The 26,038-nt window shown below is 46.7% G+C and carries 24 protein-coding genes; 22 read left to right on the top strand and 2 right to left on the bottom strand.

The genetic code is table 11. The features are described 5' to 3' along the window. Positions 1-94 precede the first annotated feature (94 nt). Positions 95-616 (top strand): deoxycytidylate deaminase, encoded by a 522-nt coding sequence (locus BMW94_RS10410; protein WP_090998018.1) that lies wholly within the window; start codon positions 95-97, stop codon positions 614-616. Between the two features lie 111 nt (positions 617-727). Further along, positions 728-3,589 (top strand): ComEC/Rec2 family competence protein, encoded by a 2,862-nt coding sequence (locus BMW94_RS10415; RefSeq protein WP_254790207.1) that lies wholly within the window; start codon positions 728-730, stop codon positions 3,587-3,589. Between the two features lie 615 nt (positions 3,590-4,204). Here BMW94_RS10415 and BMW94_RS10420 read toward each other — a convergent pair. After that, on the bottom strand, positions 4,205-4,507 hold the full coding sequence (locus tag BMW94_RS10420) for a hypothetical protein (RefSeq protein WP_053781298.1): 303 nt from the start codon (positions 4,505-4,507) through the stop codon (positions 4,205-4,207). A 350-nt stretch (positions 4,508-4,857) separates the two neighbouring features. Here BMW94_RS10420 and BMW94_RS10425 point away from each other — a divergent pair, with 350 nt between their 5' ends. From BMW94_RS10425 to holA, 3 genes are all read left to right on the top strand, one after another. Next, on the top strand, positions 4,858-5,406 hold the full coding sequence (locus BMW94_RS10425; RefSeq protein ID WP_024628507.1) for an RNA polymerase sigma factor: 549 nt from the start codon (positions 4,858-4,860) through the stop codon (positions 5,404-5,406). Further along, entirely contained in the window at positions 5,403-6,662 is a 1,260-nt protein-coding gene (locus BMW94_RS10430; RefSeq protein WP_090998021.1) for an anti-sigma factor family protein, read from the top strand. The genes BMW94_RS10425 and BMW94_RS10430 overlap by 4 nt, the downstream gene beginning before the upstream one ends. Positions 6,663-6,919: 257 nt before the next feature. Then, a complete protein-coding gene (gene holA / locus BMW94_RS10435; RefSeq protein ID WP_090998022.1) occupies positions 6,920-7,936 on the top strand; it encodes a DNA polymerase III subunit delta in 1,017 nt (338 codons plus the stop codon). Between the two features lie 166 nt (positions 7,937-8,102). Here the strand turns inward: holA and rpsT are convergent, their stop codons facing one another. Continuing rightward, positions 8,103-8,375 (bottom strand): 30S ribosomal protein S20, encoded by a 273-nt coding sequence (rpsT, locus tag BMW94_RS10440; RefSeq protein ID WP_090998024.1) that lies wholly within the window; start codon positions 8,373-8,375, stop codon positions 8,103-8,105. Between the two features lie 175 nt (positions 8,376-8,550). On the opposite strand from rpsT, the gene gpr reads away from it, so the two are divergent. The 17 genes from gpr (at position 8,551) to mtaB (ending at position 26,024) form a co-directional block, all read left to right on the top strand. Next, on the top strand, positions 8,551-9,552 hold the full coding sequence (gpr, locus tag BMW94_RS10445; protein ID WP_063567283.1) for a GPR endopeptidase: 1,002 nt from the start codon (positions 8,551-8,553) through the stop codon (positions 9,550-9,552). A 162-nt stretch (positions 9,553-9,714) separates the two neighbouring features. Continuing rightward, positions 9,715-11,010, top strand: coding sequence for a stage II sporulation protein P (locus BMW94_RS10450; protein ID WP_090998026.1), 1,296 nt, complete (start codon positions 9,715-9,717; stop codon positions 11,008-11,010). A 69-nt stretch (positions 11,011-11,079) separates the two neighbouring features. Next, on the top strand, positions 11,080-11,439 hold the full coding sequence (locus BMW94_RS10455; RefSeq protein WP_090998029.1) for a hypothetical protein: 360 nt from the start codon (positions 11,080-11,082) through the stop codon (positions 11,437-11,439). 146 nt (positions 11,440-11,585) lie between these two features. After that, complete coding sequence (gene lepA / locus BMW94_RS10460; RefSeq protein ID WP_090998032.1) at positions 11,586-13,400, top strand: translation elongation factor 4; 1,815 nt, start codon at positions 11,586-11,588, stop codon at positions 13,398-13,400. A 274-nt stretch (positions 13,401-13,674) separates the two neighbouring features. After that, positions 13,675-14,859 carry a radical SAM family heme chaperone HemW gene (gene hemW, locus BMW94_RS10465; protein WP_090998035.1) on the top strand — a complete coding sequence of 395 codons (1,185 nt, stop codon included), beginning with the start codon at positions 13,675-13,677 and terminating at the stop codon, positions 14,857-14,859. A 117-nt stretch (positions 14,860-14,976) separates the two neighbouring features. Beyond that, positions 14,977-15,447: an N-acetyltransferase gene (locus tag BMW94_RS10470; RefSeq protein WP_063567287.1), complete on the top strand. Its 471-nt coding sequence runs from the start codon at positions 14,977-14,979 to the stop codon at positions 15,445-15,447. Positions 15,448-15,700: 253 nt separating this feature from the next. Next, positions 15,701-16,732, top strand: a complete 1,032-nt coding sequence (gene hrcA, locus BMW94_RS10475; protein WP_090998038.1) for a heat-inducible transcriptional repressor HrcA — start codon at positions 15,701-15,703, stop codon at positions 16,730-16,732. A 39-nt stretch (positions 16,733-16,771) separates the two neighbouring features. Further along, positions 16,772-17,347: a nucleotide exchange factor GrpE gene (gene grpE / locus BMW94_RS10480; RefSeq protein WP_090998042.1), complete on the top strand. Its 576-nt coding sequence runs from the start codon at positions 16,772-16,774 to the stop codon at positions 17,345-17,347. Between the two features lie 156 nt (positions 17,348-17,503). Beyond that, the gene (gene dnaK / locus BMW94_RS10485; protein WP_090998045.1) at positions 17,504-19,348 is read left to right on the top strand and encodes a molecular chaperone DnaK; all 1,845 of its coding nucleotides are present in this window, start codon (positions 17,504-17,506) and stop codon (positions 19,346-19,348) included. 129 nt (positions 19,349-19,477) lie between these two features. Then, positions 19,478-20,599, top strand: a complete 1,122-nt coding sequence (gene dnaJ / locus BMW94_RS10490; protein WP_063567290.1) for a molecular chaperone DnaJ — start codon at positions 19,478-19,480, stop codon at positions 20,597-20,599. 148 nt (positions 20,600-20,747) lie between these two features. Beyond that, positions 20,748-21,116: a hypothetical protein gene (locus tag BMW94_RS10495; protein ID WP_090998048.1), complete on the top strand. Its 369-nt coding sequence runs from the start codon at positions 20,748-20,750 to the stop codon at positions 21,114-21,116. A gap of 284 nt (positions 21,117-21,400) precedes the next feature. Next, positions 21,401-21,580, top strand: a complete 180-nt coding sequence (locus BMW94_RS10500; protein ID WP_024628492.1) for a YfhD family protein — start codon at positions 21,401-21,403, stop codon at positions 21,578-21,580. Beyond that, a complete protein-coding gene (locus tag BMW94_RS10505) occupies positions 21,573-21,965 on the top strand; it encodes a hypothetical protein (protein ID WP_090998050.1) in 393 nt (130 codons plus the stop codon). Before BMW94_RS10500 ends, BMW94_RS10505 begins: the two co-directional genes overlap by 8 nt. A 162-nt stretch (positions 21,966-22,127) precedes the next feature. Then, positions 22,128-23,093, top strand: coding sequence for a 50S ribosomal protein L11 methyltransferase (prmA, locus tag BMW94_RS10510; protein ID WP_090998053.1), 966 nt, complete (start codon positions 22,128-22,130; stop codon positions 23,091-23,093). Positions 23,094-23,096: 3 nt separating this feature from the next. Next, a complete protein-coding gene (locus BMW94_RS10515) occupies positions 23,097-23,774 on the top strand; it encodes a site-2 protease family protein (protein WP_063567293.1) in 678 nt (225 codons plus the stop codon). Positions 23,775-23,910: 136 nt separating this feature from the next. Then, on the top strand, positions 23,911-24,675 hold the full coding sequence (locus BMW94_RS10520) for a 16S rRNA (uracil(1498)-N(3))-methyltransferase (protein ID WP_090998056.1): 765 nt from the start codon (positions 23,911-23,913) through the stop codon (positions 24,673-24,675). 2 nt (positions 24,676-24,677) lie between these two features. After that, positions 24,678-26,024: a tRNA (N(6)-L-threonylcarbamoyladenosine(37)-C(2))-methylthiotransferase MtaB gene (mtaB, locus tag BMW94_RS10525; RefSeq protein WP_090998059.1), complete on the top strand. Its 1,347-nt coding sequence runs from the start codon at positions 24,678-24,680 to the stop codon at positions 26,022-26,024. Positions 26,025-26,038 lie beyond the last annotated feature (14 nt).

Consider the following 26,038-nt stretch of genomic DNA (forward strand, 5'->3'; position numbering starts at 1 on the left):
CACGCAATATTAAAGATTAGGATATAAGTTGAATTGGAAATGACATAAGAACGATGTAGGGGTTCAACTTTCATCATGTGGGAGGGAAACGGTTATGAGCACAGCAGACGTACGCAAAGACTGGGATACGTATTTCATGGACATCGCATATATGGTCTCTACCCGTTCCCGCTGTTCACGCCGTCATGTAGGCGCCGTACTTGTTCAGGGGAAGAAACTGCTTGGAACAGCCTATAACGGTGCGCCCATGGGGGTTCCGGACTGCTCTGAAGCAGGATGCATGATCTCGGAAGAATATGAGCTGGTGGTAACCGACGGTCAGGAGGAAATGGTGAAAAAGCAGCGCTGCATTCGTACCATTCATGCGGAGCAGAATTTGCTTTTGTTCACCGATCGAATTGACCGCGAAGGCTCTTCTGTATATGTCACGGATGAACCTTGCTGGACTTGCTCCAATATGCTCGCGAATAGCGGTATTACAGAAATCGTGTTTCATCGCCCATATCCGAAGGATACAGGCAAGGTTACCAATATGATGAAGCAAAAAGGCATTACGTTTCGTCGGCTGGAAAACTACCAGCCTCCACGGGAGACGATGATGACGGTAAGTGATTAAAACCAATATCATATTCAAATTTGCGGGGAAGAACCTCCGGTTGCTGTATCAGCTGCCGGGGGTTTTTCTGTTTTTTTTGTTTATACGGGTGACACAAAGGAGGGGATGGAAATGAAAGGCAGGCCTTTACTGGTATTTACCGTCTGCTGGTTATGCGGTAGTGGGATGGCATGTGTATTATCGGGTTGGTCCTTGATCGTGGGAATGATCGGGGCATTCGTTTGTCTGCCACTTTTACTACGATGGATTGATATACGCGGTTGGTCCATCTTGTTACTGATTGGAGCACTCGTTGGCGGTGCTGTGCACTGGGAATGGAATGATGCGCGGAATCGGAGTAGTCTGCCCGATATCACACATACGACAGCCGAGGATTTGGACGGTTATGCAGCTACACTCGAAGGAACCCTTATGTCGGATGTACGCATAGATGGGGATCGGGCCGATTTTGAAATGCAGGTCACGTCGATGCTTCCACTATCCGATGCATCCTCGGCACCAGCGTCGGAAGCGCGAACTGTGCCTAACGTGAGAGAACGTCTAATGGTACAAGTTCGCCTGGCTGAGGAAGAAGAACAGCAAGTAGCAGCAGGGTGGAAGCGAGGAGATACGATCACGTTGACAGGTGCGTTTGCGCTTCCCAGCGAAGCTAGAAATTTTGGTGGGTTTGACTATCGAAATTACTTAAGGACTCTTCATATCCATTGGTTGTTTAAAGTGAAGGGTGCCAGCTCGGTAACCACCGTTCCGCCTGAGGGGCTGGGGAAACTCAATATACTCCGGTGGAATGACATCGTCAGGCATAAACTTGGCGCAGCGGTAGAACAGATATTTCCCGAACCTCATGCGGGCTATATGAAGGGTCTGATTATCGGGATGGCTAATGATATCAATCCGGATACATATGGACAATTTTCACAGCTTGGTTTAACTCATATATTGGCGATCTCCGGAACACATGTTGCAGTCTATGTGGCATCACTGCTGCTCCTATTATCCTGGCTTAGGTTAACCCGAGAAACCTCGCTCACCATTGTGTTGCTGCTAATACCTGCATATGTACTGTTGTCTGGCGGTTCGCCATCAGTCATTCGTGCGGGGATCATGTCCATGATTGGTTTGTATATGGCGCGGCGCGGGCTTGCGAGGGATGGATTGCAGATGATCAGTGCAGCAGCGTTGTTGATGATGTGGTGGAACCCGTATTTTTTACTTAGCGTGAGCTTCCAGTTATCTTTTCTGGTAACAGCCGGACTGATGATTTACATGCCACTGATTAACCGGATATTTAGCAGTTGGCCCAAAGGACTTGCAGCAACAGCTTCTGTGACGGTAACAGCGCAGCTCATTTCTTTTCCGGTCACGATTCTGTATTTCAACCAGTTTTCATTGCTTTCATTTGTTGCAAACTTCCTGCTTGTATCTTTAATCAGTGCTATTGTACTTCCTCTTGGAACGGTTGCCCTGATTTTATCGTTTCTTTGGATGCCTCTGGCTAAACCTTTGGCGTGGATTGCTATTATGCTGAACAAATTGACCTTTGCAAGCGTGGAATGGATGAACAGTTTGCCTGGATTTGTGCTGATCTGGGCTACGCCATCGCTACTGTGGATTTCAGCTTATTATGCCGTTCTCTATGCACTTTTGCGGTTCCTTCATCGCGGCCGAGGTGACCAGCCTATAGTTCAGGGTACAGAAGAGGATACGGCTCCGCTGCAACAGCGATATGTTGGGGGAAAGCCTAAAGCGGCTATAGGATTATCTGGGTTGTCTAGTGTATCATCACAGGGATTAAACAAAGGTGGAAGTGAGGCCAGTCCTGGTTCCATGACGACACTAAGTGCAAGTATTGCCTGGCCGGAATATACCAGTGCATTTGCTGCGCGAGGGGCGGGTTTTTACGCTGGTGAACGGATGAACGCCTTCCACAAATGGATGTGTGCGCTACTGGCTTTCAGCCTTGTGGTGGGATTATGGTGGGCCTACCAGACACCGCAGCCTGCGGGGACAGGCGTGGTGCAGTTTTTGGATATCGGACAAGGGGACAGTACACTTATTACAACACCTGAAGGTAAACATATATTAATCGATGGTGGAGGTACAGTCCAGTTCGGGAAGTCAGAACAATCCTGGAAGACACGACGTGATCCATACGAAGTAGGGGCCAAGGTAGTCGTTCCTTTATTAAAAAAGCGGGGCATTCACCGGCTGGACGCCGTAATCGTAACCCATGCCGATCAGGATCATGCCGGGGGATTACAGGCCGTGCTTGAACAGATCCCGGTGGAACGATTCATGTTCAATGGAACAACCAGCGGTACAGCCAATTTCGAGAAATTGCTGGATACCGTTATAGACAAGCAGATTCCGTTATATGCTATCCGGCAAGGGATGTCCTATGCTCCGGATGGAGAAACCAGACTGCATTTTATATATCCGGATCTGGAGAAAGCGATGGCTACAGGAGAAAGATTGCCCGTCTCGGAACATCAGAATCATGATTCGGTTGTCTTTGTGCTGGAAATGGCAGGCGCCTCATTATTGTTCACGGGAGACATGGATGCTGCAGCCGAGCAGGATCTGCTCTTTATGATTCAGGATGGATCGCTTGCAGCCTCGTTTGGACAGTACGATGCAGATGCTACGTTAGTAGATGTTACTATTCAGGAGATGTTTACACGTCATTCGGGGGAGAATCATGAGGTTCCTGTCACCATAGACGTATTAAAAGTTGCACACCACGGTAGCAAAACATCGTCAACGGAAGCTTGGTTACAGTACTGGAATGCATCTGCATCCGTGATATCTGCTGGGGCCAACAATACATATGGACATCCCAATCCTGGGGTGCTTGAACGTCTTGTAGAATCGGGTACAGAGATCTATCGAACAGATCAAATGGGGGAGGTACAGATGAAGATCAAAGAGGGGAAGATTGATGTGCGCTATAAGTTGACGATGGATGATTCATGAATTTCTGTGCAGTGGGAGTTGGCTAAAATGGATTACTCTCTTGCTTTTGAAATACCAACTATTAAGCTAATTATAGTCGCACTGAATAAGTTAATTGTGTGATCGATTTGATCCCAAGTTTATCATATTGAATACAATGAATGATAGACTACAGAGTAGAAAAAATCCTAGAAAGTATTTTAAAAAGATTTTCAATTCATTTAATCTGCCTCATATCTGCTTAGATAATTTTGTTGCGCCGTTGTGAGTTTTAATTCGTGTGTGCGGCTTGGATTGCTATAGAAATAATGTCCAGTTTTCCGTTAGTTGTCTGATTTCGCTTCTCTACGTACCTATATTTTCTATTTTAAGTTATAAAGTGGGATTAATTATGCTGTTTATGCGAAACTAATGTAAAATTTCGTGAATGATGCGTAATACTTCTGTGTTCATCATGTTTGCTCTATAAAGATAAAATCTACACATTCCCAATCCACAACTGATTGTCATGTATTAATTTTCTGTATGAAGTGCATCATTTGCTCGTAGAATGAAACCAAAAGCCCGCTTTCCGGTATACTCCTCGGGGAGATAACCGGCAAGCGGGCTAATTTTGAAATGACTTATAACAACGAATTATTCAACGCCATCTTTGAAGTGTTTACTCCAATGTTTGTCGCCTTTGTGCAACAGATCTTCTACGGTCTTCTCAAGCGTCAGCAAGAGCTGTGCTCGTACATCAAGCACGGTTTCTCTGTACAAGCGTTCTTCCGATCCGACGATTTTATCGCCGTATAAAGCCTGTGCAGCGGTGTATTTCCGATGTTCCTCAACCAGGGTATCGATAGACTGCAATGCATGTTCCACAAAATGGGATATGCTTTGATATTCTTTGGGCATTTGTTCTTTTAACGCTTGAATTTTTGCAAGAGCTGGCATGCTCATCACCTCGTGTTATGAATGTAAATTTACAATACACTGTTTTCATGAAAATTACATTAAAATGAGCTTAAATTTGTACAAAATTTGAACTTTTTCATTTTCAATGCTATAAGTGTTGTTAGCTATAATGTATGCCATTGTAATAAAATTGAGTCGTGTAAGTACTGGAATGACTTTTGAGCAGGCTTGATGACTCGTTATGCAATTTCTGTTATTCTAAGAGAAGATTTCAGCGGCCCCAAATACATAAGCCGTTATTTTGTTATGGCAATAAAAAAAATACTTAACTTTGCAACAATTTTATTGATGGTCACGTCTGTAAGGTTGCAGGGAGAGGGGGATCCTTTGTGGTAGAGCCGGAACTCATCAGAGCCGCTCAATCGGGCGATCGCGACGCTCTAATTACCCTATTGCGGGACATTGAACAGCATGTTTATCGGACCGCATATTACATTCTAAATAATGAACAGGACGCTTTGGATGCTGCTCAGGAAGCGTTGATCCGAATTTACACCAAGATTAATTCATATGAGGAAAAGGCCCAGTTTAAGACATGGGTTCAGCGCATCGTCACGAATATCTGTATTGACAAATTCAGAAGGACCAAGCCCTCCGTCTCCATTGACGAGCATGATATGGTTTTTCAGGACAATCAGGATGTGGAATTCGAAGTGATGTCCACATATGTGGCAAAGGATATTCAGGATGCCATCAACAAGCTGCCTGAGCATCATCGTACCGTTATTGTTCTAAGATATTTGCAGGACTTATCCTATAACGAAATTGCGGATTGCCTCGATCTTCCGTTGAATACGGTTAAATCTTATTTATTTAGAGCCAGACAGCAATTACAGAATCTACTACAGGAGTATCAGAAAGGTGGTGTGACAGGATGAAATGCGAAGAGGTGGTGGAATGGATGCACCGGTATCTGGATCATGATCTGGGCGAGGCGGAAACTGCGCAGATGCTACAGCATGTGGCCCAATGCGCGGAGTGCGCCGAAAATTTTAGTTTGCTCAGAGCTCTCTCCAGAGAACTGGAAGATTTGCCGCAGGTAACCCCGAGATTCAGTCTGGTTGATGCCATTATGCCGCAGCTGGATGCAATCGACGAAGCGAAAAGGGAACAAAGCAGTACCATACAGGAAATGAGTCCTGTCCCTGCTGCATTTGAGAATTTACAGCGTTCAAGTGAGCGGAAACCGAAGCAAAAATGGTTGAATTCTATGGCAGGCCGGATGTCTATGGGCGCAGCAGCAGCCGCTGTTGTACTGGGCGTTGCCATTTTTGGATATCAGCCAGAGAAGATTGAAAATGCAGAAATGATGATGAGCACGGGCAGTACCCAAGAAGGCGGGAATGAGGATCAAAATCCACTGAGCAGAGAGATCAACAATGAAGATTCTTCCTCCTCTCTACAGAGTGATAACAGTGTGTGGGTTGACAATTCGGAAAGTCAGCCATCCGCCCAAGATGAACCAACTCAAGAGGTTGGTCCTGAAGAAAACGGTTCAGAGAAGGTGCAGGAACCGGAATTGAAGGAAGGCCAAACTCCTAAACAGCCGGATACGGGATCGGAATTGAACAAGAGTGATGCAGCGAAAAACGCCCCTTCCAGTTCCAATCCTGCTGATAGTACGAAGCGTGCGGATCAGCAAAAAAGTCAGGATTCAGGAGCTGCTGCCGGACCTTCGGCAGGTTCTACGGAGAGCGGAGCAACGGAGCCTGAAAATGGGGATGCACAATCATTCATTACTTCTCAGGATATGCCTGATGTTAAGGTAGAAGAGCCGACAGCGGGCGTGACAAGTCCTGATTCCGAGACAAACATGGATGCAGCGGGAGGAAATAAGGGATTGGCTGCCACGGATTCAGGTGCCCTTGCCACGACGACTCCAAAAGAATGGAAGTCACCCGATGGCTCCTATCTGGTCATGCTGCTCGGCGATCAGATCAGCATTTACTCTAAATCTGCCGCTGACCCGGATGTGCTTAATCTGGTCGAGCAACGTAATGTGGAGGGTACACTAAAATCTGCGAGCTGGTCCAAGGATAGCACCGTATTCAATTACGAGACGGATCAAGATGGGACAACAGTGAAGAAATCGTTTAATGTGTCCACTGGTTCAAGCGGGACCTCTGGCAAATAGGCTGTAAATTATACGTTTGGCCTTAAGACTTGCCGAACATTTCTGTTGTATCAAGAATATATTGAAAGTAATAACAACGTCCTATCTCAGTTTGCATAACTGACGTCGTATGACCGCGCACCAGCTTTTTCTAGAATTGTTGGTGTCAGCGTTTATATAGATGTAGGACAGGGGCCTTCATCCGTTAACCGGATGTAAGGCCCCTTTGTTGTCTGTCACGTTTTCTGGTAGGATAATAGGGATAAGGGGGCACCGTGATGGATGTAAAGAGTGCGACAAAGGCAATACGTAATGGAGAAACGGCTCCGGTATATGTGCTGTACGGAACGGAGAAGTACCAGATACAGCAATTTACGGATATGTTAAAACAACAGGTAATTGAAGAAGAACACCGAGAATTTGCGATCATTCCATATGATCTCTCTGAGACACCTGTGGAGGTGGTTATTGAAGAAGCGGAGACGGTTCCTTTTCTTGTTCCACGTAAACTCATTATCGTTCGCGATGCTAATTTGTTTACAGCAGGCAAGGATTCCAAAATGGATCACCAGATTGATCGGCTGCTTACATATATGGACAATCCGGCAGATTATAGTACGATTGTGTTTCTGGCCCAAGGGGATAAGCTGGATGAGCGTAAAAAACTAGTCAAGGCAGCTAAGAAACAAGCCATTGTCCTTGCATTCGCTCCGCTAAGTGGTGAAGAGCTGCTGGGTTGGATTGTAAAGCTGGCGAAGCAACGGGATGTATCTTTTGAGACGGGAGCAGCTGACACGCTTGTGAGTTATGCAGGAACAGGCTTGCAGACGTTATCTGCGGAAGTGGACAAGTTGTGTTTGTTCGCTGGTAACGGAGGCACGATCAAACGCGCGGATATCGAATCACTGGTGGCGCGAAGTACCGAGCAGAATGTGTTTGCGTTGGTGGAGGAGCTTGCTAACTTGAGATTAGAGAAGGCTTTGGGTCTTTTTTATGAGTTGCTGAAGCAGCGTGAAGAACCGATCAAAATTGCAGCGTTGATTGCCCGTCAATTCCGAATTATGATTCAGGTAAAAGAGTTAGGGCAGCAGAGTTACTCCCAACAGCAGATTGCCAGTCAGCTTGGTCTGCATCCGTATGCTGTCAAAATTGCTGGTGAACAGGCTCGCAAGTTTCAGGCAGAACGTTTGAGGCTGATTCTGAGTCATCTCAGTGAACTGGATTATCAGATGAAGACCGGGGCAGTGGATAAAATGCTCGGACTGGAGCTTTTCTTGTTAAGGCTCGGAGCTTAAACTTAGAGAAAACTGTAACACAAGGCGGCCTTGATTCCGTTGATGGTGAGATCATCGGAATCAAGGCCGCTTCGTTTAAATGAGTGCTTATAGAATCAGATACTAAAAAATCCTGAAAGCTCGTGCTGTTCAGGATTTTTCCATTAGATCGTATAAGTAACGCTTCTTACGCTTGTGCGGAAAGAGCGTTCAGTTTTTTCGCCAAGCGAGACTTTTTGCGGGCTGCAGCATTTTTATGAACCAGACCTTTAGTTACAGCCTTGTCCAGCTTTTTGGAAGCAGCTTGAATCGCAGCTTTTGCAGTATCAACTTCGTTACTTACCAGAGCAGCATCAGCAGCTTTAACAGCTGTACGGAGTGCAGATTTCTGGGAAGCGTTGAGTGCGCGGCGCTTCTCGCTCGTTTTTACGCGTTTAACAGCGGATTTGATGTTTGGCATTACATTCACCTCCTGTAAGGCATTTGCATGAATACAAACGTTTCACAACTTAAAATATTCTAGCACGCTGGCATGCAAATTGCAACCAATTTTCCTATGATGTTCGATGGTGCTGCATAAAGCACACCATTTTCCCACACAATATGCTCAAATGCGGTAAGGGAGGCAGGGACAGATGACACTGGATTTGCAAAATTATGCAGTTCGTACCGACTTGGCAATTGACTCCAAGGAGATGGCTCAGGGGGGACAGAAACAGACGATTCCCGGGCTGCGGGAGGATGTGGATGAGAAAGACGGTATCAAAATCACACGTATTGATGTGCTTGATGATGCAGCCGCTACAGCAATTGGGCGTGTAAAGGGGCACTATGTCACTTTGGAGGTCCCATCGCTTCGTAACGGGGATACCGATCTTCAGGAGCGGGTGGCGGCAGAATTCACGCGGGAGATGGAAGATTTTTTGGCCAAAGCGGGAATTAACAAGACGTCCAAGGTGCTGATTGTGGGTTTGGGCAACCTGAACGTCACGCCTGATTCACTTGGTCCGCTGGTCGTGGAGAATCTGATGGTTACCCGTCAGTATTTTGAGCTGGTGCCGGATCAGGTTGCCCCGGGGTATCGGGAAGTCAGTGCCATTGCGCCAGGTGTGCTGGGTACAACGGGTATAGAATCCAGTGACATCGTGCAAGCGATCGTGGATCGAACGAAACCGGATGCAATCATTGCGATTGATGCGCTGGCTTCACGCTCCCTCGAACGTGTTAATACAACGATTCAGGTGGCAGACATCGGCATTCATCCTGGCTCAGGTATTGGGAACAAGCGACGCGGACTGACACGTGAAATATTGGGTGTTCCCTGCATTGCCATTGGTGTACCTACCGTATGTTATGCGTCAACCATCGTGAATAACGTCATCGAAATGATGCGTACTCATTTTCGTCAAGAGACCGATCAAACGAAACAGATTATGGGCATGCTGGACGATATCGGTGAAAATGACCGCCTCAGTTTGGTTAAAGAGGTGTTGGAGCCACTAGGTCACGATTTGATCGTTACCCCCAAAGAAATCGATGAATTTGTCGAGGATATTGCCAATATTATTGCAACAGGTCTGAATGCAGCGCTCCATGATGCGGTGAATGCTGAGAATGTAGCTGCCTACACCCATTAATTAATATTTTGAAGTCTAAAATGTTTGAGACTCCTGTGAAGAAGGTCCGAATCTATCGGACTTTCTTTTTTTGTGCAATCTTCTTTTTCCTGTTCTATCAAATCTGGCAGGCTCATAGAGTTGAAGTATAAGCGTTGTCCAGCAGGGAAGGAGACAGAAGCAATGAACAAAATATTGGCCTGGAATATTGGTAAATGGAAAAAGAGATGTTTGCACGTGCTGGCCATGGGCCGTACGTTGTTGTTGCTTATGATCATATCTGCTTTGTTTTTTGTTGTACTCGGTCTGGGAGGCATGGCAGAAAAGCGTTTGAATAGCTCACCCGTTTCTTCTATGAAAGGATTCGCGGGAGCCGTATCAAGCAGCTTTTTTGTGGACATGCTCGGCATGGAAATGCCGCATCTAACTCAGAAGGAACAGGTTTCTGCATTTTCTGGTGAGAATCTGACTTCGTTTGTATTCCAACTGCTGACGAATGTGAATCCGCAAGACCCCAAAAGCCTGATCGCTAGAGAAATGCCTGGCATGGGTTCCAATCAACCCGTACTACTGAGACCGGGGTCAGGAAATGAAAAAGCTGAAGCTCCTGAAGATTATCAGCCGGGTCCTGGACTCATTGATACCGCCTCAGCGGGCGGAGGAAAGTCAGGTGGCGAGCAGCATATCCCACCAGGTCAAGATGATACCGATCCATCCGATCCGCAGGATCCGGGTGATGGTGAAGTAAAGGGGGATCCCCCACCGAAGAGTGGCGGTCAAGATGAACCTAGCAAACCAACGACAGGGAAAAAAGCAATCCTTGTTTACCATTCCCATCCACGTGAAGGATATAATCCACTCTTGGGCACGAAGAGTGACAATCCTTCCTCCGGCAAATCAACGGGCAATGTTTTTCAAGTGGGGTCCTACTTGTCGGACAGTTTAGAGAAGCTTGGGATTGGGGTGGAACATGCACAGGAAGATTATCCGACCAAGGTCAAGGATTATAACTGGAATTATTCCTATAAATACTCTCGTCAAACGGTGAAAGCTGCACTCGCTCAATATGATGATCTTACGTATCTCATCGATATTCATCGTGATTCACAACGTCACAACAAAACAACGACGACCATTAATAATCTGGGTTATGCCAAAGTATATTTTATTATAGGGCATGAAAATCCAAACTGGCAGCAGAATGAAGCCTTTGCGGCCAAAATTCATAAGAAGCTGGAGGCGAAATATCCAGGGGTATCTCGGGGCGTCTGGGGCAAGGACGGCGGCGGGGCCAACAATGGTGAATACAACCAGACGCTTTCTCCCAACAGCATATTGATTGAGATTGGCGGCATCGACAATACGGCTGCTGAACTGGAACGGACATCCAAAGTACTCGCCGATATGATTGCACAGGTGTACTGGGATGATCAGAAGGTGGACAAAGCAAGTGCGGAAAAATCTTCACAAGGTGGTTAATGGCTAGTATTCCTGAAATGGAAGAATGGAAGAATAGAAGAATCGAAGATATAACAGGAGGCGAGGAATGTGTCCAGATTCGGCAAAAGATTGTTTTCCATCTGTGTATTAATGTTGCTGGGTGTTCTGTTTGGAATGCAGCTGGCAGGCAGCAGCTTTAATAGGGGCGATGATTGGACCGGCAACCCCGCAGTGGTGAAAACGGAGCCGGTGTCACCGGCTGCCGAGTCTGTTCCGGCCGCGTCAGTACAACAGGAGGTCAAAGAACCTCCAAGGGTACCTGTTCTGTCACCGAGTCAGGTGCTTGGCGCAGAGCAGAGCAAAGCACCGGTCGACGTGCTGGCTGACAAAACGGCAGGTCTTCTTCAAAATCTGTCCCATAACGGGATGAAGTGGGTAGTATCCTTATTTAGCGGAGTCGCTGAATAAAAGGCTATGATATATAGGCAAAATATACCCTTGGGATTTCGCAATGGTGACGATAATTATAAAGTTGAGGCAACGCGGGATTGATGCACCCTGCATCAACTGTTATAATGAAGTGATTGACACTAGGCTGTTTCTGGGGGTAAGGAATGACTGACATTCGGGCAAGACAACGTAAAATTCGTAACTTTTCAATTATTGCACATATAGATCACGGCAAATCAACACTTGCGGACCGGATCTTGGAGTACACAGGTGCGCTAACTACACGTGAAATGCAAGAACAAGTATTGGACCAAATGGACCTTGAACGCGAACGCGGAATTACGATCAAGCTGCAGGCGGTAGCGCTGACTTACAAAGCCGATGACGGCGAAGAGTATCTGTTGAATCTGATTGATACACCTGGACACGTAGACTTCACATATGAAGTATCACGCAGCCTTGCTGCATGTGAAGGTGCTTTGCTGGTAGTGGATGCGGCACAGGGAATTGAAGCCCAGACACTGGCTAACGTATACCTGGCTTTGGATAATGACCTTGAAATTTTACCGGTAATCAACAAAATTGACCTTCCAAGTGCTGACCCGGATCGGGTTAAACAGGAAGTGGAAGATGTCATTGGATTGGATACAAGCAATGCAGTTTTGGCTTCAGCCAAGGCAGGCATCGGTATCAAAGAAATTCTGGAGCAAGTAGTGCAAAGTGTTCCAGCTCCACAAGGTGATCCTGATCAGCCTTTGAAAGCGCTGATTTTTGACTCGCACTATGATCCGTACAAAGGCGTAATTGTTTACGTACGTGTTGTAGACGGCAAGATTAAATCAGGTTCCAAAATTAAAATGATGGCAACAGGCAAAACGTTTGAAGTCATTGAAGTTGGAGCGTTCAAACCGCGTATGACCATCGTGGACGAGCTGAACGTCGGAGATGTTGGGTTTATCGTTGCAGGTATCCGGCATGTAGGTGATACACAAGTCGGGGATACGGTGACAGATGCCAAAAATCCAACACCTGAACCTTTGCCAGGCTACCGCAAAATTAATCCAATGGTGTACTGCGGTCTCTATCCGATTGAAACATCGGATTATGTTGACCTGCGTGAGGCCTTGGAGAAATTGCAGTTGAACGATGCATCACTCAGCTTTGAGCCGGAGACGTCCAGTGCACTCGGTTTTGGATTCCGTTGCGGATTCCTTGGACTGCTTCACATGGATGTTATCCAGGAGCGGATTGAGCGTGAGTTCAACATTCCATTGATTACGACTGCACCAAGCGTAATTTACCACGTGACGTTGACCAATGGTGAAGTCATGCAAATTGACAACCCATCCAACTATCCTGAGGTGGGCAGAATTGATTTTGTTGAGGAACCATACGTTAAGGCAGCCATTATCGTACCGAATGATTACGTAGGTACTATCATGGAGCTTTGTCAGAATAAACGCGGTGAATATGTGAATATGGAATATTTGGACACAACTCGGGTTACCATTACGTATGAGATCCCATTGTCCGAGATTGTATATGACTTCTTCGACCAATTGAAATCAAGCACCAAAGGATATGCATCCTTCGACTACGAGCTGTCCGGTTATCGTCAGTCTAATCTGGCGAAAATGGATATCTTGCTCAATGGTGAGCAAGTCGATGCCTTGTCCTTCATCGTTCACCGTGATCGTGCGTATAACCGCGGCCGCATTATCTGTGAGAAGCTGCGCGAGCTGATTCCACGGCAAATGTTCGAGGTGCCGATCCAGGCATCTGTGGGTACCAAAGTTGTAGCTCGTGAAACGGTAAAAGCAATGCGTAAAAACGTACTTGCCAAGTGTTATGGTGGTGACATCTCGCGGAAACGGAAACTGCTTGAGAAGCAGAAGGAAGGTAAGAAGCGGATGAAGCAGGTTGGTAACGTAGAGGTGCCGCAGGAAGCATTCATGGCGGTGCTGAAAATTGATGATTAAACAATCTAATTTGAGGTACAGCACAGAATGTGTGTATTCAAACTAGATTAAAGACGTTTGCTTGCAAACGTCGCGTGAACCCTTTCGGTACATCAATAATTTGTGTATGAAAGGATAAACGATATTTTGTCTCGGGTACAGCACAGAATGTGTGTATTCAAACTAGATTAAAGACGTTTGCTTGCAAACGTAGGTACAGCACAGAATAACCAATAAACCAAGCTGAAAGGGAAGCCGGATGGCTTTCCTTTTTTCAAATAGAGGGGGACTTGCCATGACATTGGCAGCACACAGCCGGAAAACAGGTGCACCCCAAGCGGTGTATCTTCACATTCCCTTTTGCACAAATAAATGTTTCTACTGCGATTTTAACTCCTATGTATTGAAGGACCAGCCTGTTATGCAGTACCTTGAAGCGCTGGAACGGGAGATGGAACATACGGTTAAAGCGAATCCGCCGGGAGAAATCAAAACCATATTTGTGGGCGGCGGTACGCCGACTGCACTGAAACCGGACGAAATGGCCGTATTCCTGAAGTCCGTTAAGACCTATTTCCCGAATTGGGCAGATGATATTGAGTTTTCAATGGAAGCTAACCCGGGCACGACCGATGCAGAGAAGCTCGCCGTTATGAAAGAAGGCGGAGTGAATCGTGTCAGCTTTGGGGTACAGGCTTTTCAAAATGATCTGCTGACAGGTATTGGCCGGATTCATAATACAGATGATGTATACCGCAGTTTGGAAAATGCCCGAGCAGCTGGATTGCATAATTTGTCCATTGACCTCATGTTTGGTTTGCCAAACCAAACTGTCGAGATGCTGAACGAGAGTATCGACAAGGCGCTAGAACTGGATCTGCCGCATTACTCCATATACAGCCTGAAGGTGGAAGAGAATACGCTTTTCCATACGTTGTATCAGAAGAACCAGCTACCGCTTCCTCATGAAGACGACGAGCTGCAAATGTATCTTCTATTAATGAAGCGTATGAAAGAAGCAGGTTACGGACAATACGAGATCAGTAACTTTGCCAAACCCGGCTTCGAGAGCCGTCACAATATCACGTACTGGCGTAATGAGGACTATTACGGTCTGGGTGCAGGTGCACATGGATATGTAGGCCGCGAACGCCATATGAATATAAAAGGTATAAACCCGTATGTGGAAGCTTCCAAAGGAGGTCTGCCGCGTCTCGATCATTTTGAGATCAGCCGCGCCGAGGCAATGGAAGATTATCTGATGGTTGGATTGAGAATGCTGGAAGGTGCTTCATCCTCACGGTTTAACGATCAGTTCGGGGAGCCTATGGAGGAAGTGTTTGCGAAGCCTTTGGGCAAAATGCTGAATGCAGGACTGCTGGAGAAGACGCCAGACGGCTTCCGGCTTAGTGAACAGGGCATCCTGTTCGGAAATGACGTTTTTGCCGAGTTTATCGGGTCTATATCGCTGAATTCGTAGCTTGAAATTCTATACGCTCTGTTGTATATTTATTCATATTGATTTTACAGAGCGTGTAATTTATACAACTACGAAGTCAGCTTTCCTCTGGAAAGCTTCTTATAGGAGGAGAGCTGGATGTCGGCCATATGCAGAAAAGCCGTACCGGAAGATGTTGAACCATTATTTGAAATGATTAAGGGCTATGCAGAGCGTGGGATCATGCTTCCGCGTTCACGGGAAGTACTGCAACGGCAGCTGGAGCACTTTGTTGTAGCAGAAGTGAATGGTCAGGTTGTAGGCTGTGGATCTCTCTGCCGTTTGGGAAATGATCTGGTGGAAGTCAGATCGCTCGGCATCTCCGAAGGTCACAAAGGCATGGGCATTGGCTCACTGCTGCTGGACCGGCTGGTAGAGGAAGCGGAGAAACAGCAAATTCCCAAGGTCATGGCGTTGACATATGAGGTGTCCTTTTTTCTCAAAAACGGTTTTGCCGTTGTGAACAAGGAAATTTTTCCGGAGAAAGTATGGACCGACTGTGTTCATTGCAGCAAGCAGGATTGCTGTGATGAGATTGCTGTATTGAAAGAGTTGAATATTTCAGCCTGATAAATGAATGAACCGTATGGATTGAGCCGAGTATACTCTATCTCACCTGCGGTTCTTTTTAATTCATGAGATGTACAGTAAAGTTGTTATGTCTTGGAGACATTGGTCTATACTATAAATAGATGAGCGTACTCATCAAACTGACTTGACAATGCTCACGTCATTTTGGTATTTTTGTATTACCGCTTAGCACTCATCTAACCGGAGTGCTAACGACATGGGACAGTACAGTCAGAAGGAGGGAATACTCACCATGTTAACAGAGCGTCAACGAATGATTCTGAACGCTATAGTGGATGACTATATCCGTTCAGCTGAGCCCGTAGGGTCCCGGAGCATTTCCAAAAGGGGAGATGTTGGATACAGTCCGGCGACGATCCGTAATGAAATGGCGGATCTTGAAGATATGGGCTTTCTGGAACAGCCGCATACATCGGCAGGACGCATACCTTCACACAAAGGCTATCGATATTATGTCGATCATTTGGTTCCCTGGAATCAGGTGGAGCCGCATGAGCTGGACGATCTGAAGTCATTTTTTGCAGAAAAGCTGAACGTGATGGAACAAGTTATTCAGCATGCCTCAGTCATTTTGTCACATATGACGAATTATACTTCGATCCTGCTCGGACCGGAAGTTTTTCACACGTCACTTCGTCATTTTCAACTGCTTCCGCTTAATGAAAACGAAGCTGTAGCCATCATCGTAACGAACACGGGTCAGGTGGAGAACAAGACAGTTCAGATTCCACCCGAAATTTCGGTAGCGGAGATGGAGAATGTAGTTCGTTTATTAAACAGCAAGCTGGTCGGCGTGCCGATTTACAAATTAAAGTCTCGTCTCTACACCGAGCTTGGGCAAGAGATGGAACGGCATATTACACGTTATGAGGAAGTCATGCAGGTGCTGAACAGCGCTTTTGACAACGAGCATGACAATCGTCTGTTCCTTAGTGGGGCCACCAATATGTTGACCCAGCCAGAGTTTAAAGATATTGAAAAGGTAAAAGATATTCTTGACCTGCTGGATGAGACACCAACACTCATGAAATTGATGATGCCCGTGCAGGGTGGATCTGGTATTCAGGTGCGAATAGGCACCGAGAATGATCATGAAGCCTTCGCCAATTGCAGCCTGATAACGGCATCCTATTCATTGGATGGAGAGGCTTTGGGCTCCATCGGAATTTTGGGACCTACGCGAATGGATTACGCACGTGTCATTCATATTTTAAATACATTATCCCGTGATTTGACGGCCATGCTAACGCATCGCTTCAAATAAGGGAATGAACCATTTCATTCTTATAAGGAGGTGAACATCTTGAAAGAGGAGCAATCATTCGCAGCAGAAGAACAGGAACAGCAAACAACTACAGCAGCGGAGCAGGAGCCTGTCAACGAAGCCGGAGCTGCAGAAGCACAGGCAAAAGAGATGATAGATCAGGAGCAAGGTGAGATCGCACGCTTGAAGGCGGAAGCTGAGGAACATCAACAGCGTTTTGTCCGTGCGCAAGCTGATTTTGATAACTTCCGTCGTCGTACTCAAAAGGAAAAAGAAGAACTGGCGAAATACGCTTCGATGAAGCTGATCACCGAACTGGTTCCAGTCATTGATAACTTCGAACGTGCAATGGCTACTGTACCGGAAGGTACGGAAGTCGAGTCTTTCTCCAAAGGCATTGAAATGATTTTCCGTCAGCTGGAGACTGTGCTGAACAATGAAGGTCTGACGTCAATGGATACGGTAGGACAACCGTTCAACCCCGAATTCCACCAGGCAATTATGTCCGTGGAGAGCGACGAGTATGAAGAAGGTACCGTTGTCGAGGAAGTCCAAAAAGGTTATATGCTGAAGGATAAAGTACTTCGTCCGGCTATGGTTAAAGTTAGCTCATAATTTCGATTACAGAATGAATTGAGTTCACTCTTGATTGTACGATGCCACCGAAGTTTAATATAAAGGTTAGTACACACATAGAGCACGATTAGGAACAACAAATACAAATAAGGATCAAGCTGATCCATTTAAATTGTCGAGGGAGGAAATTTTCCGATGAGCAAAGTAATCGGTATTGACTTAGGAACAACAAACTCATGCGTAGCGGTTATGGAAGGCGGCGAGGCTGTCGTTATTCCAAATCCGGAAGGCGCACGTACAACCCCATCCGTAGTGGGTTTCAAAAAAGATGGAGAACGCGTTGTCGGTGAAACGGCTAAACGTCAAGCGATCACAAATCCGGATCGTACAATCATCTCGATCAAACGTCATATGGGTACATCCCACAAAGAAACAATCGATAACAAAGACTACTCTCCACAAGAAATCTCTGCAATCATCCTGCAAAAACTGAAATCCGATGCTGAAGCTTATCTGGGACAAACGGTAACTCAAGCGGTTATCACAGTACCAGCTTACTTCAATGACAGCCAGCGTCAAGCAACAAAGGATGCAGGTAAAATCGCAGGTCTGGAAGTTCTGCGTATCGTCAACGAGCCAACAGCAGCAGCTTTGGCATACGGTATGGAGAAATCCGAAGACCAAACGATTCTCGTATATGATTTGGGTGGCGGTACATTCGACGTATCCATCCTTGAACTGGGTGACGGCTTCTTCGAAGTTAAAGCAACTAGTGGTGATAACCAACTGGGTGGCGATGACTTCGACCAAGTGATCATTGATTATCTCGTAAGTGAGTTCAAAAAAGATCAAGGCATTGACTTGAGTAAAGATAAAGCAGCGGTTCAACGTTTGAAAGATGCAGCGGAAAAAGCGAAAAAAGAACTTTCCGGCGTATTGACTACAACTATTTCCCTGCCGTTCATTACTGTGGCTGATGGCGTTCCTCAACATTTGGAGTTGAACCTGAGCCGCGCTAAATTCGAAGAGATCTCTGCTGGTCTGGTTGAGCGTACGCTTGAACCAACTCGTCGTGCACTGAGCGATGCTGGAATGACAGCTAACGATATCGATAAAATCGTATTGGTTGGTGGTTCCACACGTATTCCTGCAGTACAGGAAGCCATCAAAAAACTGACAGGTAAAGACCCTCACAAAGGTGTTAACCCGGATGAAGTTGTAGCTTTGGGTGCTGCTGTACAAGCGGGCGTACTGACAGGTGACGTGAAAGACGTTGTATTGCTTGACGTAACTCCATTGTCCCTGGGTATTGAAACTGCGGGTGGCGTATTCACGAAGATGATCGAGCGCAACACAACGATCCCTACAAGCAAATCCCAAGTATTCTCCACTTATGCAGACAACCAACCAAGCGTTGAGATTCATGTTCTGCAAGGGGAGCGCGAGATGGCAGCGGGTAATAAATCCCTCGGTCGCTTCATGCTGGGAGATATTCCTCCAGCTCCACGTGGCGTTCCACAAATCGAAGTTAGCTTCGATATTGATGCCAACGGTATCGTTAACGTATCTGCAACAGACAAAGGTACAAACAAAACTCAAAAAATCACCATCACTTCTTCCAGCGGTCTGAGCGATGCTGAAGTTGAACAAATGATGAAAGATGCTGAGTTGCATGCGGAAGAAGATAAAAAACGCAAAGAACTCGTTGAAGCGAAAAACAGCGCAGATCAACTGATCTACTCTGTTGACAAAACGATCAAAGATCTTGGCGAAAAAGCTGACGCTGGTGAAGTTGAAAAAGCGAATGCTGCAAAAGAAAAACTGCAAGGCGTTCTGGCTTCCGACAATCTGGAAGACATCAAAGCCGCTACAGAAGAACTGACAGAGATCGTTCAACAACTGTCCGTAAAACTGTATGAGCAAGCACAAGCGCAAGAGCAAGCAGCTCAAGGTGCTGAAGAGCAACAAGGTTCTGCAAAACGTGACAACGTCGTAGACGCTGATTACGAAGTTGTGGATGAAGATAAAAAACAAAACTAATTCGCGATTTCTTGTGAATTAATCATCGGTGACGTTCGGATCGAAGGGAAAGTCATAGCCGGGGCTCCCGTGCTTTGGCTTTCCTTTTGTCACGATGTGCGATAAGGTGAATGATATGGGGGTGGAAGAGTGGCTGAAAAACGTGATTATTATGAGGTGCTTGGCGTCGGCAAAAATGCCAGCGACGAGGAAATCAAAAAGGCATACCGCAAGCTTGCCCGTCAGTATCACCCTGACGTAAACAAGGCTGCTGACGCGGAAGCCAAGTTTAAGGAAGTTAAAGAAGCTTATGATGTGGTCAGTGACGGCCAGAAGCGGGCGCAGTATGATCAATACGGTCATATTGATCCAAATCAGGGCGGATTCGGCGGCGGTGGCGATTTTGGCGGCGGCGGCTTTGGCGACATCTTCGATATGTTCTTTGGCGGTGGCGGTGGACGACGTGATCCAAATGCTCCGCAACGGGGGAACGATCTGCAATACACCATGACGATTGAGTTCAAGGAAGCGGTATTTGGCAAGGAAACCGACATTACCATTCCTCGTACTGAAGGCTGTGATACTTGTCATGGCTCAGGTGCGAAACCGGGAACCAAACCAGAAACCTGTTCCGTCTGCCAAGGTAGCGGTCAACAGGAAGTGGTTCAAAATACACCGTTTGGCCGTATGGTCAACCGTCGTGCTTGTTCGAACTGTAATGGTTCTGGACAAATTATTAAGGAAAAATGTACAACGTGCAGCGGCAGCGGTAAAGTACGCAAACAACGCAAAATTCATGTTCGCATTCCAGCGGGTGTAGATGACGGCGCTCAATTGCGTATGACGGGTGAAGGTGAAGGTGGTCTGCGCGGAGGACCAGCAGGAGATCTGTATATTGTTATCCGTGTGAAATCACATGATTTCTTCGAGCGTGAAGGCGATGATATCTATTGCGAAATTCCGCTTACCTTTGCTCAGGCGGCATTGGGAGATGAGATTGAAATTCCAACGCTGTCCGAAAAAGTGAAGCTGAAAGTACCTGCCGGTACACAGACAGGAACGTACTTCCGTCTCAAAGGCAAAGGCGTACCACGCCTGCGCGGTATGGGGCAAGGGGATCAGCATGTGAAAGTCGTTGTCGTTACGCCTAGCAAGCTGAATGACGAGCAGAAAGATCTGCTTCGCCAAATCGCTGCGCTGGATGGAGAACAAACTCATGAGCATGAGCAATCCTTCTTTGACCGGGTGAAACGGGCTTTCCGTGGAGACTGAGTCGTAATCATTTATTTAAAAAGGACACCACAGCGGTTTTTCCGCAGGGTGTCCTTTTTTGCATAATATGGGCACGCTTGCGGAAAGATACCAGACATGAGCATTCAGTGGTTTACTGATGCCGAAACTAGGGAAGCAGGTGAACCGGATGACCGAAAAAAATATTTTGGCTTATTTCCATAGCCCGGAGCAAGCGGAAGGGGCAGCCAAAAAACTGGAGGCATTGCGAGTGGAAGACCTGTCTATCAATCGATTCAGTCGTTATGCGGGTGTCGGGCCAAGCGGAGCATCCTATACACCAGGCGTATCCGGCAGTTTTTCTTCCTGGGTACCAGGTGCCCTGGGCACAAATGCGAGCGCGGGGATCATGGCTGCAGCAGATCCTTCTGCCAGTGGTATGAGCGATGGCGGACAAGAGGGCCCAACAGGCAGAGATGTATTACTGACTGTCGTCGTTGACGAGGCGTTGCATCACCGCGCCCTTTCCATTATCGAACAAGCCGGCGGTATGATTTAGTTTTTCAATTAATTTCTATTCACTGAGCATCTATATAAGTTTCAACCTAAACATTTACACGATAACGGAGAGGACAGAAAAAACTTGGAGAAGCGAAGCGTTCGCCTGAAAGCTTTCGTAAGAAAGCTACTTCGGAAGCATACGCTATCCCTGGATTTTCCCTTTTAAGGAAGGAAATCAAAAAAATCTGGGGATAACAGCGATCGGAAGGTTGTTCTGTCATCGGAGTGTCAGTGTAAATACTCTTTAGTTGAACTTATACAATTTGAAGGAGGAACATAACGATGGCAGAACATGAACGTCCAGGCAAGATTTTAACGAAAACGGAAAAGATGAAGCGAATGCAGTCCGCCAAAAATGAGGATGTGGAATTCAGTGCCGAAGCTGCGGATCATGAAGATATAGAGGCTTTGCGCCGCAGTGAAGCGGCCGATCGTCGTCAGGGTCGGGAGATTCATGACTGAAGATCGCTCTGCAGTGATTATCGAAGCGGTGTTTACGAGCTGGTCCGAGGCTGAATCTGCACGCAGAGCTCTGGAATTGCTGCACCCGAACCAACTGAGTATTGAAAGTCTGAATGATCCATCGTCTTCAGTGGATCTGGAAGCGCCTGAGAGCACAGATAATTCGACTATGGCTGTGATTGGGGGATTCAGTGGTGAGCTGAATGTACTTTCCCTCATTAGCGATGAGACCGAGGTGTTGTCGGGTGGACAAGTGTATGACGATCCGGATGCTGGCTCTGAAGGCAGGTCCAAGCAAGAAATCTTGCTGACCGTATCCGTATCCAGTGACTCTCTCCCGCAAGCTGCAGAGATGATTACGCAGAACGGTGGACGCTTTTGTTAACAAGTTAATCGAGTTTAGTCATAGTTAAAACAGGGTATTCGAGCAGTCAGGCTGCGGGTATCCTGTTTTTGTTGTTTCTTTTACTGCCGCGGTTTTGTACTCCTGCTCGCTTGTGTAGTACAATGGTTGGGATGTTTGAAAAATGAGGAGGAAAAACGAAGTATGTTATGGCATGAACTAACAATACATACCACAGAAGAAGCTGTGGAGATGATTTCAAATTTTTTACATGAAGCGGGTGCTGGAGGGGTCTCCATTGAAGAGTCCGGTACTTTAAATAAAAAACGGGATACAACGTATGGCGAGTTGTACGAGTCTCCATTGAATGATATTCCTGAAGGTTTTGCGGTCATCAAAGGATATTTCTCTGAAGGTACGGACATGGATGCATTGCAATCTGAAGTAAGTCCTCGCATTGCGCAGCTTTCCGAATTCGATATCCAAACGGGTGAGGTTCGTTTTGAGACGCGAACTGTGGATGAAAATGACTGGGCGAACGCCTGGAAACAATATTTTAAGCCAGTACGTGTCTCGGAACGTCTAACCATTAAACCGACATGGGAAGAGTATACGTCGGAAAGCCCAAATGAGAAAATTATTGAGCTTGATCCAGGAATGGCGTTTGGTACAGGAACACATCCAACCACTTCGCTATGCCTGCGTACACTGGAATCGGTCATTCAGGGTGGCGAGGAAGTTATTGACGTTGGTACAGGCTCTGGTATCTTGGCCATTGGAGCTGTCCATCTCGGTGCAAAACATGTGCTGGCACTGGACCTCGATCCGGTTGCGGTAGCAAGTGCTAAGGAAAATGTGGAACTGAATGGGCTGACACAACAAATTACGGTGAAAGAGAGTGATCTGCTGTCTGTTCTGGGTAGTCAGGACCCTGCCCTGGGCGTGAAGCTTCCGGTGAAAGTTATCGTTGCCAACATTTTGGCTGAGATTATTATGCTGTTTGTGGATGATGTTTATCATGCGCTTGAGTCTGGCGGCGTTTATATTACTTCAGGCATTTGGAAAAATAAAGAGCAGCTCGTCCATGATGCGCTCGTTGCTTCCGGCTTCGAAATAAGTTCGGTTCATCGCGATGAGGACTGGATCGCGTTTGTGGCCAGAAAGAGGTAACCGATGGACTTAAACTCGTTCTTTCGTTATCCACTGGATCAACTGCCGTTTTTCCTGTTGACGATCCTGATTGCTTTTACGGTGCATGAATTTTCTCATGCGTATTTTGCCAACAAATTCGGTGATCCGACGGCCAAGCTGCTAGGTCGGGTTACCCTCAATCCGGTCGTACACTTTGACTTGTTTGGGGTGCTATTGCTCGTTATTGCTGGCTTCGGTTGGGCACGACCCGTTCCAGTTAATCGGGCGAACTTTGACAAACCAAGATTGATGGGTGTTATCGTCTCTGCAGCAGGGCCACTAAGCAATCTGCTGCTTGCGATTATCGGTACAATTATTTACGCTTCATTGGTTGGTTCGGGAGCGCTGGGGAGTATAGAAAATGAGCGATTGCTCACAGCGATATCCATGTTTTTCTCTATTTTTAACCTGACGAACTTTTTCTTGTTTCTGTTTAACCTTATACCGTTGCCACCCCTGGATGGTTATCGGATTCTTGAAGACGTATTGCCACCATCTATCAGTCGCAAGCTGCAAGGAGTGGAGCAATGGTCGATTTTTATCTTCCTGCTGATTCTGGTTATACCTCCGCTGCAAAATGTGACGATTCAACCGTTGTATGAGTTTGCACAAACGATGTATGTGGATCTGGCAAAACTAATCATTGAATTATATCGATAAGCAACACGTACCTAGGGGTGAAATACTGGTCAGATAGACATAAAAGTTGTATGATCATCTGTGGCGATTGGATTCACGCCTGCCATCAGGCGGGGTGAATTCCAGTCATAACAGGACAGAATGGGTGGATAGACGAATGCAGCGATATTTTGTATCTGCAGAACAGTTTAATGAACATTCCGTGGTCATCACGGGTGATGATGCGCGCCATATCGGTAAAGTGATGCGTGGTAAACCTGGAGATAAACTGATTGTCAGTGACGGAAACGCCAAAGAAGCTTTGGTGGAGATTGAAAGCATCGAAGCCCAGCAAGTAACAGCGAATATTGTGGAATCTCTCGAAATGGACCATGAAGCGCGTTTACGCGTAACCGTGGCTCAAAGCTTGCCAAAAGGCGACAAGATGGAGACAGTCATCCAAAGATGTACAGAGATCGGAGCGGTTTCCTTTGTTCCTTTCCTGTCTGAACGTACAATTGTGCAATATGATGCCAAGAAAGAAGGCAAACGGTTGGAGCGGTGGCGGAAAATCGCCAAGGAAGCCGCCGAACAAAGCCATCGGAACCGCATTCCATCCGTCGAGCAGCCACTTTCCTGGAAAGGGCTGCTATCTTCTTTTGAGGGCTACAGTCTGGTATGTTATTGTTATGAAAAGGAAAACGGCAAGCAGTTAAGAGACGCATTGAAGCCGTTTGTGGAGCAGCTTGCACCTGGTGCGAGCGCTGAAGTGTTGATCGTTGTTGGACCTGAGGGCGGATTCTCGGAGAGGGAAACGATTGAAGCCGATCAGGCGGGTGCTGTATCCGTTGGACTGGGCAAACGCATCTTGCGGGCCGAGACAGCTGGAATGGCGGCGCTAACTTGTGTCTTATATGAATCCGGAGAAATGGGGGGAATGTAATTATGCCATCCGTGGCGTTTTACACCTTAGGCTGCAAAGTTAATTTTTATGATACAGAGGCGATTTGGCAATTGTTCAAAAATGAAGGATACGATCAGGTAGACTTTGACGAACAGACAGCGGATGTATACTTGATTAATACTTGTACAGTAACCAATACCGGCGACAAAAAGAGCCGCCAGATTATCCGTCGCGCCATTCGGCGCAACCCGGATGCGATTGTAGCCGTTACAGGCTGTTACGCGCAAACTTCACCAGCAGAGATTCTGGACATCCCTGGCGTGGATCTTGTTATCGGTACACAGGATCGGGACAAAATCTTGCCATATGTCAATGAAATTCAGGAATCACGTCAGCCCGTCAACGCTGTGCGCAACATCATGAAAACGCGGGTATTTGAAGAGATGGACGTACCGGATTTTGCCGATCGTACCCGTGCATTTCTTAAAATCCAGGATGGCTGCAATAACTTCTGTACGTTCTGCATTATTCCGTGGTCGCGTGGACTTTCCCGTAGCCGGGAAGCAAACAGCATCATCCAACAGGCTCATCAACTCGTACACGCCGGATACAAGGAAATTGTCCTGACAGGCATACATACCGGTGGATATGGGGATGACATGGAGAATTACGATCTGACGGATCTGCTATGGGACTTGGATAAAGTGGAGGGCCTGGAGCGTATTCGAATCAGCTCAATCGAAGCCAGTCAGATTGATGATCGGATGCTGGATGTGATCAAACGTTCAGACAAACTTGTGCGCCACTTCCACATTCCGCTGCAAGCGGGCGATGATACCGTATTGAAACGTATGCGCCGTAAATATACGACCGAAGAGTTTTACAATAAAATGCTTCGCATTCGGGAAGCGATGCCGGATGTAGCGATCACAACTGACGTTATTGTTGGGTTCCCGAGTGAGACGGATGAGATGTTCCGTAATGGCTACGAGCTGATGAAAAAAATTGGTTTTTCCGAAATGCACGTATTCCCATATTCCAAGCGTACCGGAACACCTGCAGCACGTATGGAAGATCAGGTGGATGAAGAAGTTAAAAATGCACGCGTGCATGAACTGATTGAGCTCTCCGAGCAAATGCAGCTGGCATACGCCAAGCAGTTTGTGGGCCAAGTACTGGATGTCATTCCTGAAGGTGAAGCCAAGGGCCGTGAGGGCAGTGGTAAACTGCACGGTTACAGTGACAACTACATTCAGCTGGTCTTTGATGGTTCATTGGATATGGTCGGCAAGGTATGCCGTGTCAAAGTGACCGAGGCGGGTGTGAATGAAAGCCAGGCTACGCTGGTTCGTGTGTTGGAAGAAAATCTCAAGTCCGCAGCGATGTAATCGAGGCGTCAGAA

The sequence above is a fragment of the Paenibacillus sp. OK003 genome (assembly GCF_900109515.1).
GTDB lineage: Bacteria > Bacillota > Bacilli > Paenibacillales > Paenibacillaceae > Paenibacillus > Paenibacillus marchantiae.